Here is a 15870-nt window from a genome sequence, read left to right as displayed (position 1 = left end):
GGCGATTTGTCTTTGTGATAAACCTTCAATCTCCTTTAAAATTTTGATACGATGAAATTGAGCCATATTGATCATCCTTTTTTTCCTCTCTCATGTAGTAAGTTTGGTCACTTTCTATCATAAGAGACGGTTATTTAATTGGAAATCGGGTGGCTCATTTTTTATGTGATCAAACTGCTTGAAAGTGGCTCAATTTTAAATTATCAAATACAAATATCTTTAATACTGGTACTTTCATTATTTTTATTAAACCTGAATGTTTGTGTTTTTGCTGCTGGAAACAAAGTTGATGAATTTTACAACTCCTTGCCCAAAAGTGAATATAAAGAATATGCGCATGCAAAAGCAAGTATCCGAGAAATAGTGTTAGGTAAGGATTTGGATAAAGCTTCATTAGGTTTAGGTAAATATGCATTTGATGGTCTTAAGAAAGGTTTTCTTCCAGATAATCAGGAGTTTTATTACTTTGCATCTGCAATCGAAGATGAACATACGATAATAAAAAAATATGCCATTTATGATTTGAATGGGAAAAGAATCGCTACTGGTATTAACAGACATGCAAAAAAAGAATCAGTATTAAATAATAAATTTAAGGGGTGGGAAAAACCGGTTGGAGAGAATGAACTTTCTAACAAAAGAGAATAGATATAAGTTAAAAAGCCACTGTTTTTAGTGGCTTTTTAAGGTTTTATTGTAATAAGATTTGTAAATTTTACTCCTTCGGTTAAAAGTTCAATTTCGTCAGTTGTAAATGGGTTTTCAATTAGTATTACAATCATATTTCTCACATCATCTGTATTAACAGTAATGTCGGATAAAGATATTTCGAAATTGCCAGGTTGATTAACCGAAATGAAGGAGTTATTTAATATAACTTGTTGTTTGTCTATTATAGCCATTAGGGGTAGCGTCAGGAAAATGCGGATTTACATTTCAGTTATTTTACTAATCGCTATAATATCGCTGAAAAATAGGAAATGGAGAAAATTTCTAGCCGGAGATCCAACGATTGTGATACAGAATGGTAAAATTTTAGAAGAAAATATGAATAAATTGCGTTATACACTAGATTATTTAAATCAACAATCAAGAGAAAGAGATGTATTTAATATCGAAGAGGTCCTCTTTGCAATTGTAGAGACGAATGGGATATTGACTGTACTAAAAAAGCCACAATTTAGGAACGTAGCAAGGCAGGATTTTATGGTAGCAGTATTGCCTGAACAAAGACTACCGATTGAACTTATCATGGATAGTGAAATAATTAAGGAGAACTTAGAACAAAATAACCTAACTAATTCATGGTTACAATCAGAGTTAAAAAAACGTAATTTGACACAAAATGATGTTGTTTATGCAGTTTTGGCAGCTAATGGTAATGTATATATTGATATATATAGTGATCATATTCATTCTCCGATTGATAAAGAATAATCTGTTCAGATAAGGAGATTAAAAAGAATACTAGGGGACGAAGTTCATATCCCCTAAAATATCTAAAATGATGTTATAGAAAATTTTAATTCCGAACAAGCCCTCTTTCAAATGCTGCAAGATGATTCAAAGAGGCATTGCGAAGTTGAGAAAAAACGGTTCGAGCATCATTAGGAATATTAAGTGATAGAAACCTTTCGTACATAGAAATATTGTCTTTTTCCCCTTGAACTCCAGCAGTATATGCTGCCTTAATACTTTCTGGAGTTGTAACAAATGACTGAGATTTATCTTCAGGTAACGGTACCTGATAACGTTCAAAAAGTGGTAATAAAGCATTTATATGCCTCAATTCAGCCTCTTTTATTTGTGCAAATGTACGAATATATCCAAAGTTTCCTAGATTATTATCATATCTTGCTTGAGCTAAGTATTCGTCTTGAAGGGCATAAGTCAACATTTGAGGTAAAGTTAATGAGTAAGCACTTAACGCACCCTTAGCACCGTAATTTTCAGTTTGCCTATTGGTGTGAGTTACCTTTAGATTTTTTGAAAAAAAAACAAAAACCATACAGCGTGATTTTGTTCGTCTGCGGCTGCTCGTCGAAATCTATCTTTAATAAATGGATCATTCGCTTTATCTGCTATATCTAAATAAAAATCAACGGCTTCTTGTTCATCTTTAAAAGCAAATTCGATTCCTGCTCTATACTTGTTTGGGCATTCCTCGATAATTTGATAAGATGGCTTTTTTTCTGTTAAATTTGTATAAATTTTGCTGAATTCCTCGAGATGGCGTTTTTCATCTTTTTGTATCTCAAGTGTTCGTTTCATCCTTTGTAGGTGCCATCTTGGCTAACCTCTCATAACAAGCAACAGCACTATACTCCGCATTAATTGCTTTCTGAATATCATTTATAAGTTGAATGTCATTTGGCATACGATAATAATCATTATACTGTGGACTATAATGATAAAAAAATTGATTTGAATACATGATTGTCCTCCCTCTGTTTAACTATCAACTTATCTTATGCTTTGTGTATAGGTTGGTGTGTAATTTCATATCTTGTTCTTGTGCTAACAGGTAGCTTTAGTTGAATAAATCCACAAAAAAGTTGGTCCTTTACGTAGAGGAAATCAACTTTTTTAGACTGAAATTTGCTTAACGTTGTGGTCAATATTAAATTAATATTCAGGTTTTGTAGTATTTAACTCTAAGGAACACATGAATACTCTGTACAATTTAATTTACATTTTCGATGTTATTGGTAATAAAAAAGGATCTTCGTTTAAGGGCTGTTACAAATACCCCTTTAAGCAAAAAAGAAGATGAATATCTACTAAATGTAGTGTTCATCTTCTTTTTCATTTTACAATATGTTGTGTCCGGTAATGGGATTCTTTAGTTTGTCAACAGCCCGGTTTAGAAAATCCTTTTTACATAATTTTGCTTTGCTGAAGAAGTTTAGATTTTCCTGTACGTTCCCATTCTTCTACTGTTTCATATGCTTTTTTAGGAGAATACCCTTTCCCAACAAGAACTCCCATTAGATTAAATTTTTGAAGAATGTGTGTAGCATTTATTCCTCTTTTAACATCCTCTAACCCTTCTTTTACTAGAATTCTGTGTACTGTACCCATTCATCTGGAGTCCTGCCAAAAACAAATGTATTTCCATTGCCATGATCGGATCCTTCTTCTGCAGTCAATGCATCTGCTTTGGTAACATGAACAGTACCAAATGGATGATTAGGAGGAGCATATATCGAGTAAAGTTTTAGTGGAATATTGCCGGTATTAGTTAGATTATGCCATGTTCCAGCAGGTATCATTACTGCATAATCCTCATAGACATTTCTTTCAAAGTTTAAATTATCTTTCCTCTTGCCCATTTGAACAATTCCCTGGCCATGTTCAATACGTAAGAATTGATCAACGTCAGGATGTATTTCCAAACCGATATCTTCGCCAACATTGAGACTCATTAAAGTAACTTGTAAATGTGGTCCTGTCCATAAAGCAGTACGATACGTATTGTTTTGCTTCGTTGCTTCATTGATATTAACGACAAATGGCTTTGGCCCATAATCTTTCAATTGGCTGTTTCTAAAATAAGAATTTCCGTTGTTATTCCAATAATTATTATTCCAATTATAATAATGTGGATTCCAGTTGTAATACATTGGATTATGCCATTGATGGTGATAGGATGATTTATGGTACATACTCATTCTCCTCGTATGTTTTTATTTCCATTTTCATCTTATGCAGTTGCCTAATTATAGGTTACAAAATGGATAATAATGGACAAATAACAAGGCTAAAAGAAATAATGAATACTCTATACAATTCTAGTTAAGTCGGGTAAGTTAGGGGCATCACTGCCCCTTCCTCCCCTGAGAACAGTGCTAGTCCCTTTCAAGACACATCGGCTCAAGCATCCCATTGCAGGTCCATTTGCTGTCGTATCTTCTTCACACACTATAGTGGTAAGTAAAACGTACGCCGACGCTCCGATTGGAGGTATACATAACAGTACGTTTCTATCGCCAAAAGATAGCCACAATTTTATGTGCCTACGAGAGACCAACGAGAAGTCAAATCACGCAGGAATGAATTATGCTGTAAAGCTATATAAAGAAGGAAATATGACCGTAAATCAAATTTGTGAAATTACAAATGTGTCTAGAGCTTCATTATATAGAAAGCTATCCGAAGGGTTTCCCCATTATTAGGGAAGCTGAAACTGTGCCTTCACGAATGGAGTGAGCAAGCCGGAGAACGTCATCGTAATTTTCTTGAATTATTTTGGTATTGATTTGTCCTCTCAACAATTTTTCTAGTGTTTGGAATTCATTTGGTTTCCCGATGGTATACAATTTAGAGTCTCCTATGTCACGGAGCCTAGGAGCAAAGCGAAATCCAAGCAAATGGCTTAGCCCAAAAACTTGATCAGTGTAACCGGCTTTAATTGTACTAGTATTAGAAGTAGTTATTAACGTATCTTGCGATAGTAACTACTTCTTTTATATTTCAATAAAGAATTATTATTTGTACTATTAAATTTATGAATATATAGTATCTTACGAATTAGGGGGTGGAATGTTGAAAGTACAAGAAGTTCTCATTCAAGAGAAGAAAAGATATCTGTTAATTGATAAGAGAGGCTATCCGGTCATACCGGTTGCAAAGTATATAAAGTATTTAGATAACATTGGAAAAGCTGAAAATACACTAAAGTCATACTGTTACCATCTAAAGCTTTATTTTCAATTCCTAGAGGAAAGTCGGTTAAGATATCAAGAAGTGAACCTTGATATCTTGGCTCAATTCATCGGTTGGCTGAGAATTCCCGATCAATCTACAAAAGTCATTTACTTTGAAGAAACCTTAGCTAAACGATCAGAAAGAACAGTCAATACCATCATAACTTGTGTCATAGGATTCTATGACTATTTGACTCGTAATGAGGATTACGTGGGAAATGTAAATAATCAATTAAAAAAGCAGGCCCCAGGGCGTTTTAGGACGTTTAAACCCTTCCTCCATCACATTACAAAAGGGAATTCTTATGATAAAAACATTTTAAAAGTTAAGGAGCCAAAGCGTACAGTTAAAACGTTAAATAAAAACCAATTACAAGTAATTCATAATGCTTGCAGCAATATACGGGATGAATTATTGTTCCGTATTTTATATGAAGGTGGATTACGTATTGGAGAGGCCCTTTCTCTGTGGGTAGAGGATTTTGATATTGGTAAAAATGCTATTTCGGTTAGGAGATCCAAAACATCCGATGGAGAAAAACGAAAAGTCTATGTATCTATTGAGACTATGAATCTCTTTCAAGATTATCTAATAGACTTTCATTCTTACGAAATTGATAGCAATTATGTGTTTATCACCTTAACTGGACCAAATCGTGGTAAACCAATGACTGATGGTTCTGTACGTTCTTTAATTAAACGGATGAAGAAAAAAACAGGAATAGATTTTACCCCTCATATGCTTCGGCATACATATGCCACAGAGTTACATGAAGCAGGAGTAGATATTGCCATCATACAGAGATTATTAGGGCATGCACACGTTCAAACAACGATACAGACTTATATCCATGCATCCGATGAAACCATACGTGGAAGCTGGGAACAAGCTCAATCAAACAAAAAAATAGGAAGAAGAGATAAATAATGACACAGAGTACATTGAAAATAAAACCCCTTCCCCACCATCTGGAACAGATAAATGAACCATTACATGGATATTGGGCAAATGATGTATGGAATGTACAAGAATGTCCCATCCTGGATAAACATTATGATTGGAATAGAAAATTGATTTTTGATAAGGTACACAATCTTAGATTGAAAAATGAATTAAAATACTATTTTTATAAGGGATTAAAGGAGACAAGGATTTCGATTACCTATGCTTTCATGCATTATTCTCCATGTCTTAAAATTTTTACAGAATTCATCTCTCGATACTATGCCAATTTAGATTCTATTATTGATATACAGAAGGAAAAGTTTCTAACAGAATATCGAACATTTCTTGTAGAGAATGGAAAATCAGTTGAAATTGTACACCGGAAAAAGTCATCACCATGGTTGTCACCAACAGTTCAACCATCTTTGTATATTAGACTCTTTCTTCAAGTTTATGAATTTTATTATCAGCTTTATGATGAACGTGATGAAACAGACAAGGATTGTTGGGATGTACGAAAATTGAATATTAATTATAACAATACAATTAGTAGATATTCATTAGACTTTTCGAAGGTTCCACAACCTTATAGACAATTATTTAAAAAATATATAAAGACTCGCCTAGTTGTTCAGCAATCCATTAGCTTTTCTACAGCAATATGTTATTTAATTAGACTTTCGTTTTTCTTCACCTTTTTGAAGGGTAAACATCCTGAGTGGAAAGAATTAAACCAGCTATCCAGAATGGATATTGAGGAGTACATTGAATACTTGCGACATTCCACTATTAAAAAGGGAAAATATTTAATTAATCCAGATCACAATTATGTAAATCGTTTTTTAATAGACCTTAAAACGTTTATCTCATACATACAGAAATTCGAATGGGAAGAAGCTCCGACAAAGTCAGTAATTTCACTATTGTCAATTGAAGATATCCCTAAAAAGAAAAGAGCAAAAGCTGATGAAATTAAATATATCCCGGATGAAGTATGGGAACAGTTAATTTACCATATTAACCAACTTTCCTCAGATCATATACCTATAATTCTTCTAATGGAAGCTACAGGTTTTCGAATAAGTGACGTTTTATCACTTAAAATTGACTGCTTAGTAAATCAAGAAGATGGCTGGTGGATTATCGGAGATCAAAGAAAAGTAAGTTATAAAAATCATAAAGTTCCTATTTCAGAGGAAATTGCAAATGTGGTCCTAGCGCAGCAAGAACTTACAAAAAAGAGATCAACTTTGGACACGAACCCTAAGAAATATTTGTTTCCAACACTTAAAGGGAAAAGGATGGGTAATCCCATATCGCAAGATTCCATTAAGTTGAACCTTAATAAACTAGCTAACAGATGTAATATTAAGGACAAAGATGGAGAAATTTATTGGTTTAAAAATCATGCGTTCCGACACCGTTACGGTGTTAATTTGATTAATAACGGAATGAATATTCTTCATGTTCAAAAACTGATGGCTCATGCCAGTCCTGAAATGACGTTAGTCTATGCCCAAATTCATGATCAAACACTCCGTGATGAATGGGAAAAGGCTCGCGATATTGGCGCAGTAAGACTAGATACACATGGAGAAGTTATTGTCGCTAATTTAGCTCAACAGGCTGAAGAAAACGGAGTTGAACTGGAATGGATACGTCATAACATGGACTCCATTCGTTTAGATCATGGGTTTTGTGTAAAAAGCCCTAAACTTCATTGTGATTTTCTTGAACAGACATTAGAACCACCCTGTATTAAAAACAACTGCCGAAGTTTTCACGTTGACAAGACGTTTCTCGACTATTACCAAGAACAGATATCTAAAATGGAAGCTGATATTGGAGTATACAAAAAATCCGGAAGGTTACGTTCCGTTGAGTTAATTGAGCCCAAATTAAAAAGATATAAAGAATTAGCAAATGGTTTACTACATACTGGTGGTATCTTTGGTTTAGATAAAACCAGGCGTGAGTATGTTGGAGATGAACGTGAGAAGGTGATGCAAAATGTCTAATGAAAACCCAAATACCGAAGGTATTATAAAACATGCAAAGTTAAAAACGGAAAAGACCATTCAAAAAGTTGAAGAAGCGATCAAAAAGATGATAAAAAAACAAATAAAAATCAATTTTAACTCTGTTTCTGCAGAATCAGGGGTTTCAAAAGCATTTCTATACAGAAATACAGAACTCCGAGAACGAATCGAAACACTTCGCAATCAACAAGAAGGTCTCCCTTCAATAAAACAAGCTAAAAGAAATATGAGTGACGCATCTAAAGATGTAATTATTTCTTCCTTACGGAAGAGAATCAAAGATTTAGAGAAGGAAAATAAAGAAATTAAAGAACAAATGAAAATTAAATTTGGGAAGATTTATGAGGGAATTTAAGATCTACGATTTTCCCTCCCTGTTTGATTTTCTGTGTAATATGACAATGCCGTTAAAAGATAAGTTGTATTCAGCAATCGGGCCATTTTCTGGAACAATAGCTTTAAAGAAAATTGAATATAATGATAAAATTTAAGAGAGGTTGTGAAGCGTTGTACTTAAATTAACGGGCAAATTTAGGAAGGAGTCGTTTAAGATGAATAAAATTAAAACAATAGTTATCTGTACATCTATCGTACTAATAATTTTGTTTGGTATTACCTTTTTTGAATACATATTTTTAAGGTTACTCGGATTACAATATAATTCAATCAGTGCTTTAGTATTTTTCTTTGTTATGTATGTATTCCTTGAAATACCTCTCTCACTCATTACAAATGCGATACCAAAAGCTTTGAGATCTGTTGGTATTATTCAATCAAGCAACGGCTGGTTGTCATTTATTTTGAATACAGGTCTCACTTTTGTGTTAATGGAGTTACTCGATACATTTATGGTGAATATTGAGATTGCTTCGCAAGGTTCACTCATATTTGCATTGATTTCTGGATTTTTTAATTGGACATTAAGAGAAAATGATAAAGAACCACCAGATATTGATAGCAAAGACTTCAAGGAAATAGAGAATAAATTTGGCTCTCAAAAGTAAAGGAAGCGTTAGTAATAACTAAAGATTAATTTTGAAGCTTTATTATTTTTTAAAATCTTCCACAATCGAGCGCGATTGTGAAAGATAATGGCTAACGACTTTAAATCGTTAGTCATTTTTAAATCTTTCGTTAAGTACATGTCTACAATGAAAGAACACATAATAATTTTAATTTTTTTACAAAAAGGTATTGATAACCGGCCGTATCTGTATAGTGTTCTTCTAAAGCAAGATCTGTTTCATGATGAAGTAATCCATCTATAACATGAACTGCATCTCTTGCATTTGTGTTAATGACTTTTGTATAAAAGGAGAATTGATCACTAGTAAATCGATAAATGGTTGCCCCTTTTCCTGTGCCATAGTGCGGATTAGAATCAGCATGAAGAGAGGATACTCCAATTTGGACACGCATTCCATCTGATGAAGAAGTAGTTCCATCTCCCCAATACGAAGATAGGGATAATTTATGATGAAAATTAACCAATACTGCTTGTGCTTTATTCATAGCATCTTCGAAAAGTCTCCATTGAGCAGTGTTTGCCATCTGCCGATATGTAATTCCGGGTGTTGCTTCCGCCATCTTAGTTAATCCAACATTAGTACCCATAGCCATTATGGTCGCCATTAATATTTGGGTTTCATCTTTATTAGGAGGTCGATTGGTTGAAGCGTGGATAAACTGTTCATGAAATCCTGTCCAATTAGCTACTTCCATTAGTAAGTCAGTAAGTTTTATTCTTGGTAGCATTTCATAAAGTGATAAACTGAAATCCGCTTGGAACATCTTTCTCCAGCCTGTCAATTCGAAAACGTCCATTCTCCCAGTTTACCCCTTCTAATTTATCAAAGTTATTTGAAATCCATTCTAGGCGTTGATGAAGCGATCTAGTTCTTTCGTTTATATACTCCTTTTCAGAGAAACTGACAAATAATTTAGTCTGGTCAGGTTGTGTTTGTTCCCATTCTTCTGTGGAAACCAGGTACTCATCAAAATCTTTATACTGACGACTACCAACAATGGACACGTCACCAGAACGAACAAAGTTTCTTAGTTCTGTTAAAACAGCCATTTCATAATAATGGCGGTTAATCGTTCCGTCATCATCATAAACATGTTTTTGCCACCTATTTGATACAAAGTCTAAAGGAGATCCATCAGGAACTTTTCTTTTTCCAGAATCATTCATTCCTCTGACCACCTCAATTGCTTTCATCAGTGGTTCAGCTGATTTGGTTGAACGAAATTCAAATACCTTAAGTAAAGTTGGTGTGTATTTACGAAGCTTATAAAACTTCTTCTCTAATAGGTCTAAATAATCATAATCAATGGGACGAGATAGTTGTCTTGCTTCCTTTACAGAAATCACAAGCTTCTCCCATGGCATAACTAATTCTAAAGCTACATAAGGATCTATTCCTTCGTTCCGAGCTTTTATAAGAGCTGACCCTAAATCAGCAAACTGTATTACTTTTTCATTTATAGACTTTCCGTTCTGTTTTTGGATTTCTTCTTGTGCTTTTCTTCCTTTAGTAAGTAAGGACATTATTTGACGATCGTGGATTTCAAATGCTTGATCTGTTAAGTCTTGTACTAGTTCAAGGAGATACGACACCAAGGTTGCATATTTTTTGGAGTTTTTAAAACGTCTAAATGAATGTGGCTCGTACCTTGCACCAACTCTTGAAAGCTGACGTAAGCGGTTAGGATGGATTTCATTTACGTTAATTTGAAGCCTTAAATCCCTTATAAACTCTAATTTTTCAATTACTCTTAAAAAGGACTCAGGTGAAAAGTTACCGGGTACTTCCTTGAGCCAAGCAAGGAATGTTTTACTACTATTAGGCATGGGGGATAGAATAAGGTCTAGTTTTTTAATCTGAGGTGGGGCAAGCGATGTTAATAGTATATTAAATATTTTTTCTTCTGCTCTCTTTCTTACTTCCCATACAGCTCTTTCTATCGTGGCCATGGAAGGTAAGATCACTTTTTTCTTTCGCAATTGATCTAAAGAAATCTGAATTAAGTGTAAGGCATTCCCATTAACCAATGCGTGTGGGAGTAAGTATTTTGATAGATGACGATATTCTTGTATTGTAAACGTTGAATAACCATACTCTTCTCGAATCTCTTCCAAATGTTCATACTTGGTTGCTTCTCTTTTAAAATATGAATTAAATTCATTAGTTTCTACTCCGATTTGACTTGCAACATAACCAAGTATTTCTTCAGGAATATCCTTAACTTCAGAAAGTGTCCTCCCCAGATATCTTAAAACACAAAGTTGAACAGCGAAACCTAAACGGTTGTAATCCCTACGATGTCGTTTAATGACCTCAATATCATGTTGAGTGAAGGTAAAATAAGTCCCAAATACCCAATCACTTAAATTATTGGGTATTCTCATATACTGTAATCGTTCTTCCTTAGTCAGTAATTCTCTTACCCTAGCATACATAAAATCACCACTCCTTTAAGTCGTTTGTAGTTTTCTTTTATTTATTGCTCTATATAATGAGCCTTGTGAAAGTCCTGTGCCATCTACTATTTCTTTGATCGAATACTCTTTACTGTCGTACATCCTTAAAGACATCAATTTTACTTTGATCAACTTTAGGTCTTCCTAATTTTTTACCGCGTTTTTTGCTGGCCTCTAACCCTTCTCTTACTCTATCTGCAATTAGGTTCCTCTCTAGCTCGGCAATAACGCACATCATTTGAAACATTGCTTTACCTGTTGAAGTTCTTGTATCCATATTTTCTTTTATAGATACAAACTTTACTCCAATATCCTCAAAATCTTGAATAATAGAAAGGATATCTAGAGTTTTTCTGCCTAGACGGGAAATGCTTTCCACAGCAACGGTATCACCATTTCTAATTACATCTAATAAAGAGTTAAGCCCTTCCCTATCCTTTATTGTTCCCGTGAACTTCTCTTGAACTATTTTTTCACAACCATATTCTGAAAGTGATAGAATCTGTCGATCCAAATTTTGATCAACAGATGAAACTCTGGCGTATCCGATAATCATAGAACTGACCTCCTAGTAAATTATTTTATAGATATTTTAATAGAAGACACAGTTCGAAAAAAGTTACAATACCTTTTATATCATTACTTGTAATCTTACTGTTGTTGGTTTTATATAGTAGTTTAGAAAATAAAATTGCTTCTACAGAAGAGGTTGATATTCAAAATGAGATTGCTTCTACAGAAGAGGTGGATAATCAGAATGAAATTGCTTCTACAGAAGAGTTAAAAACTGTATCAGTTAGTGCGAACTATTTGCCCTTTGAATCTGCAGAACATTTATTTGAAGAGGCAGAATTGGTAGTTATCGGGGAGCCAACTGAAGAATTTTTGGATAGAAATCATGTAGTTACTTTATCAGGTGATAATTCAGTGGAAGACTACTACACTGAAACAGAATTAAATATTAAAAAAATCATTAAAGCACCTTCAGATTTGGAAATATCAGAAAATGAAATCTTCAATGTTGTCGAGCCTGCCATAGGAGTACTTGAAGATAGTGAAGGAAATCCATATAAAATCGTTACAGAAGATTATTCTGAAATGAAAAAGGGGATGACTTATTTAATATTCCTAGAGTTAAATTATTTTGGTGATTATGCTGTTACTGGTAACACCATTGGAAGATATAACATTGATAAAAAAGATAAAAATGACTTACCTAATTCAGCTGCTGGAGTAGAGCATAAAATGAAGAAAGAAAAGAAGGAGAAGTTTTGGGAAATTTTTAAAGAAAAATTTGATTTATAATTTACGAGAAATGTAAAGATATAATTACATCGGCGAAAGAGACTGTTAAATTTAGGGGGTAACGAGTGAATTTGTACTCAGTTATCCCCTTATTTTACCTTTGGAAAAATGTTCTAATTACAAAGTGGGGATTTCTCTTTAGTGGACAAATCAATCCAATATAGGAGATGGGGGATTTTTACGTATAGACTGAAACAAAAAACTTTTTTTCACGTCTTATCTTAAGGAGGAGAAAAAATGAAAAAGGTTGTTATTCTAATACTACTTTTATTGACTTCTTGCCAAACAGTTGATCATGGTGCAATAAAACTAAATGATGTTATTTTATCGTTTGAAGAACAACAAATCATTCTTAAAGAACATAAAGTTAGCGGAAGAGACATATTTGGAATGAAGCTTAATGGGGTTAAACCTTACTCATATACATTAGATGAAAAACCATTGCTCATCTATATTTATAATTCCAACAACGAGCGTGAAAAAGGTTTACAAGAATTCCGTAATAAAACGGCGGATATAAATGTAGCTTCATTTAAATATTATGAAGTTAAAAATGTGTTAATTTTTTATGTATATGATAGAGATTTAAATGTTCAAATTGAAGAAAAAATAAGGAAAGTTTTATTTAAACTTGAAAATGTTAGTTAAAACAAGATGTCAGTATTATCTTGTGGTGCCTCTAAGTATCGGTGTTTGATACACTTAATAATTCAGACATTGCTAGCATCCTTTCTATTCCTCCACTCTGCATTGATACGACACCAATTACAGTAGAGGGACTTGTGGTCGCTGGCAAGTCTTTTTTATACACTTAACAAAATAAGTGCAGAGCTTTTTCCTTTGCAAAGCTTTGCACTTTTATTTTGCAATAAACAACGAATTAGATTGAAAAGTCGTTTATTTCTTAGGGTAAGAAATTTCGGCTTTTTTAGAAGTAAATTGTCTTAGCGTATATTTCCGTTAAAATGTTGGCGGGGCCCCAAGTTGAAGAATGAGACTATTGGTGGAAAATTTTCCGGAAGGAAATCTTTCTAAGTCTAAATCGGTTTTTAGTTCACTGTGAAACTGCTCACTGGTCCCATGGTCACGGTAAATCTGTTGTAGTTCTTCTGCAGGATGAGAAAGAGATGTCCATTTAACCTTCGCAGGTTACTTCAGGCATAAGAAGGATCTGCCCATCATGGTCAATGTTTTTTTCACAGACAATTATTACTAGCCTGGTTTTCTCACCTGATTTAGGAACATCATGCCACTCACCAAAAACATACTGATCAAAACCGTTGCGGATCTCTTTGTGAACACCCATTCTTTTCCCTTTTTCTATGAGTTCATCAAGAGAGCGTTTCCTGCGGTTGTACTTGATTAGATAGTCGATGCCGTCTTCTTGGCACTGTGCTATGTTGTCCATACTGTCATTACCTCCGTCCATACGTAACAGGACGTTACGTCTAGTAACTCCTTTTACTTGCCGGAACAGATTTTTTAAAAAGCTAGGGGTTTCTTTTTGGACATGCTGACTCCCGTTTCGGAGTTCACTTAACACACAGAAGCCTTCTCGGCCTAAATACGACAACATGGGGGTATACCCGGCAACACCTTTTTTATAAGTGGGTTCGACTCCTTCCTTGTGTGTACCTGAATTATCGAAAGGAGAACAGTCCACATCCAGCGGCAGATGGACCTTTTCATCTGATAGGGTTAGACCGGTAAGATGCGGTCTAGCGAACTTAAGAATATTTTTATTCATTTCGTTAAGTTCATCTGCAGTTTTAGCAGAAATAGCTAGTTGATCTATACGAGTACGCAATGTTGAAGCCGCGACTACTTTTTTTTATTCCCATGATTTCTTTAAATGTTTTTTGATTTCGGTATGTTTCTACGGCATCAAAGTCATTTTTACCATTGATGAGAAGACCCAGATAAGTTTTGATAATATCAGAATTAGAAACATGTGGGTCTTGTAACCTGAAGGTGTACTAATGCGATTTAATCTTTTTTGTGGGCATGTCTTATCAATAAGTAAACCAGTCAACGCAGATCCGCCATAGGGATAAAATATTTCACTAGATTCTTCTAATTTAAAAATTGGAGGTTTTCCCATAGAAATGCACCCTTTCGGTGAAAAACTAAAAAATCCTTTGTGCCTATTCTATCAGACTCTCTAGGGAATTTTTAGTAAACCGATTCTGCGGATTCAGGTTATTTAATAAACTTAACTTTGATATAAATAGATGAATGCATGTTATTACAATAATTCCAATAATCCCCTCCATTTACTTTAATAGAACCAAAAGCTAAATAAGATAAAAAAAGAATCGCTCCAAAATCATGAGGGGTAAGTTGGGCTAGAGCTGATTTCCCTAAAATTTTTACTGCTACAATAAACACAATATAGATAAAAATAACTTTAACTAAAAAAATAGACACTTCAAACACCTCGTAAAAAAATTCACCTTAGTCCGAAATTTGACTAAGGTTTTTAAACTTTTTTCAATTAAAAATGGTATCTTTTTTTCGTCATGTATGAATCTAAGCTAAATCCTTATCCTTTTAAAATAGGGGTCACTTTATCAATAGCTTCTTGTAATTTTTGACTATTTAACTTATACATTTGTTTGGCCTCCTTTGATTCAGTTCCAAGAGCAAACAACTCTAAGTCAGCTTGGCATTTTTTTAGAGTTGAAAGAATTAAAGGTCTTTCTTGGGGGGACGCAACTTGCAACTTATCATCGAAAAGGTCAACCGTTAACTCTCCAAAAGAATTAATTTGTCCAAGAAATACATTTTCAACCGTAACCCCTAATTTATCTAACTCTGTATGTAACCATGCGCGACTTCTTCCAATTGTAGCTAGTGGTTCATCCATGATCACACCATCCATAATGACAGTTTGAGGCTCTTTGACGGAAGGGACTGATAAGTTTAAGGCTTTTGCTGTTAAAGGTTGGTTCTCCTTTTTTAACATAACGGATAAATCTCCTGTTGCCTCTAATACAGCGAATTCGACATCAGCTACCTGATAGATATCCTTCTTACGAAGTAATGCTAATAATTCATCTATCGTGTATCTTTCTTTTTTTAAATTATCTTCCATGATTTTTCCATCTTTGATAAATACAGTTGCTTTCCCTTCTATAAAATTGCGAAAACCTTTGCTTTTTAAGGAAATTAAACCAGCGAAAAAGGGAATAGCCGCAAAAATGACAATTCCAATGATTCCATGAAAAATGTTCCGTTCCAGTCCCATAGCCACTTCAGCACCTATACTTCCAATTGAAATACCGGTGACATATTCGAAGAAAGATAGTTCAGAAATTTGCTTTTTCCCTAACCACTTTGTAATGATAAATAAAACCACAACAAATAATGCTGACCGTAAAGCTATATCTA

General features: G+C 34.0%; 11 protein-coding genes and 7 pseudogenes. 9 read left to right on the top strand and 9 right to left on the bottom strand.

Annotation, left to right across the window (positions count from 1 at the left end):
* The first annotated feature begins 165 nt into the window (after window positions 1-165).
* Together MLE14_RS20515 and MLE14_RS20510 are read left to right on the top strand one after the other, a co-directional pair.
* Complete coding sequence (locus MLE14_RS20515; protein WP_243300273.1) at window positions 166-648, top strand: hypothetical protein; 483 nt, start codon at window positions 166-168, stop codon at window positions 646-648.
* A gap of 294 nt (window positions 649-942) precedes the next feature.
* Window positions 943-1437 (top strand): annotated as a pseudogene (locus tag MLE14_RS20510) (DUF421 domain-containing protein); the annotation flags it as partial.
* Between the two features lie 85 nt (window positions 1438-1522).
* On the opposite strand, the pseudogene MLE14_RS20505 reads toward MLE14_RS20510, so the two are convergent.
* The 3 genes and pseudogenes from MLE14_RS20505 to MLE14_RS20495 form a co-directional block, all read right to left on the bottom strand.
* Window positions 1523-2434: pseudogene (locus tag MLE14_RS20505) on the bottom strand (ferritin family protein).
* 443 nt (window positions 2435-2877) lie between these two features.
* The gene (locus tag MLE14_RS20500) at window positions 2878-3081 is read right to left on the bottom strand and encodes a hypothetical protein (protein ID WP_243300272.1); all 204 of its coding nucleotides are present in this window, start codon (window positions 3079-3081) and stop codon (window positions 2878-2880) included.
* The gene (locus MLE14_RS20495) at window positions 3057-3665 is read right to left on the bottom strand and encodes a cupin domain-containing protein (RefSeq protein WP_243300271.1); all 609 of its coding nucleotides are present in this window, start codon (window positions 3663-3665) and stop codon (window positions 3057-3059) included. The genes MLE14_RS20500 and MLE14_RS20495 overlap by 25 nt, the downstream gene beginning before the upstream one ends.
* A gap of 375 nt (window positions 3666-4040) precedes the next feature.
* Between MLE14_RS20495 and MLE14_RS20490 the strand changes: the two are divergent.
* A pseudogene (locus MLE14_RS20490) lies at window positions 4041-4175 on the top strand (helix-turn-helix domain-containing protein); the annotation flags it as partial.
* Here MLE14_RS20490 and MLE14_RS20485 read toward each other — a convergent pair.
* Window positions 4161-4415: pseudogene (locus MLE14_RS20485) on the bottom strand (Tn3 family transposase); the annotation flags it as partial. The pseudogenes MLE14_RS20490 and MLE14_RS20485 sit on opposite strands and share 15 nt — an antisense overlap.
* A gap of 127 nt (window positions 4416-4542) precedes the next feature.
* Between MLE14_RS20485 and MLE14_RS20480 the strand changes: the two are divergent.
* The 4 genes from MLE14_RS20480 to MLE14_RS20465 all read left to right on the top strand — a co-directional run bounded on the left by MLE14_RS20480 (window position 4543) and on the right by MLE14_RS20465 (window position 8695).
* Entirely contained in the window at window positions 4543-5634 is a 1092-nt protein-coding gene (locus MLE14_RS20480) for a tyrosine-type recombinase/integrase (RefSeq protein ID WP_061794291.1), read from the top strand.
* The gene (locus MLE14_RS20475; protein WP_243300270.1) at window positions 5634-7670 is read left to right on the top strand and encodes a tyrosine-type recombinase/integrase; all 2037 of its coding nucleotides are present in this window, start codon (window positions 5634-5636) and stop codon (window positions 7668-7670) included. The genes MLE14_RS20480 and MLE14_RS20475 overlap by 1 nt, the downstream gene beginning before the upstream one ends.
* On the top strand, window positions 7663-8046 hold the full coding sequence (locus MLE14_RS20470; protein ID WP_061794293.1) for a DUF6262 family protein: 384 nt from the start codon (window positions 7663-7665) through the stop codon (window positions 8044-8046). Before MLE14_RS20475 ends, MLE14_RS20470 begins: the two co-directional genes overlap by 8 nt.
* Before the next feature lie 196 nt (window positions 8047-8242).
* Window positions 8243-8695: a YrvL family regulatory protein gene (locus MLE14_RS20465; protein ID WP_061794294.1), complete on the top strand. Its 453-nt coding sequence runs from the start codon at window positions 8243-8245 to the stop codon at window positions 8693-8695.
* Window positions 8696-8888: 193 nt separating this feature from the next.
* Here the strand turns inward: MLE14_RS20465 and MLE14_RS20460 are convergent.
* Window positions 8889-11154, bottom strand: a pseudogene (locus MLE14_RS20460) (Tn3 family transposase); the annotation flags it as partial.
* A 15-nt stretch (window positions 11155-11169) separates the two neighbouring features.
* A pseudogene (locus MLE14_RS20455) lies at window positions 11170-11731 on the bottom strand (recombinase family protein).
* 101 nt (window positions 11732-11832) lie between these two features.
* Here MLE14_RS20455 and MLE14_RS20450 point away from each other — a divergent pair.
* Window positions 11833-12480, top strand: coding sequence for a hypothetical protein (locus tag MLE14_RS20450; protein WP_243300269.1), 648 nt, complete (start codon window positions 11833-11835; stop codon window positions 12478-12480).
* A gap of 237 nt (window positions 12481-12717) precedes the next feature.
* Window positions 12718-13128 (top strand): hypothetical protein, encoded by a 411-nt coding sequence (locus MLE14_RS20445; RefSeq protein ID WP_243300268.1) that lies wholly within the window; start codon window positions 12718-12720, stop codon window positions 13126-13128.
* 487 nt (window positions 13129-13615) lie between these two features.
* On the opposite strand, the gene MLE14_RS20440 is transcribed toward MLE14_RS20445, so the two are convergent.
* The 3 genes and pseudogenes from MLE14_RS20440 to MLE14_RS20430 all read right to left on the bottom strand — a co-directional run.
* Window positions 13616-14287 (bottom strand): transposase, encoded by a 672-nt coding sequence (locus tag MLE14_RS20440; RefSeq protein ID WP_243300267.1) that lies wholly within the window; start codon window positions 14285-14287, stop codon window positions 13616-13618.
* Window positions 14288-14672: 385 nt separating this feature from the next.
* Window positions 14673-14907, bottom strand: a pseudogene (locus tag MLE14_RS20435) (DUF421 domain-containing protein); the annotation flags it as partial.
* Window positions 14908-15022: 115 nt separating this feature from the next.
* A partial coding sequence (locus MLE14_RS20430) for a DUF421 domain-containing protein (RefSeq protein WP_243300266.1) occupies window positions 15023-15870 on the bottom strand: 848 nt, incomplete at its 5' end.

The organism is Bacillus litorisediminis, from assembly GCF_022808645.1.
GTDB classification, from domain to species: domain Bacteria; phylum Bacillota; class Bacilli; order Bacillales; family JC228; genus Bacillus_BF; species Bacillus_BF litorisediminis.
This window is presented reverse-complemented; position numbering and strand designations above follow the sequence as displayed.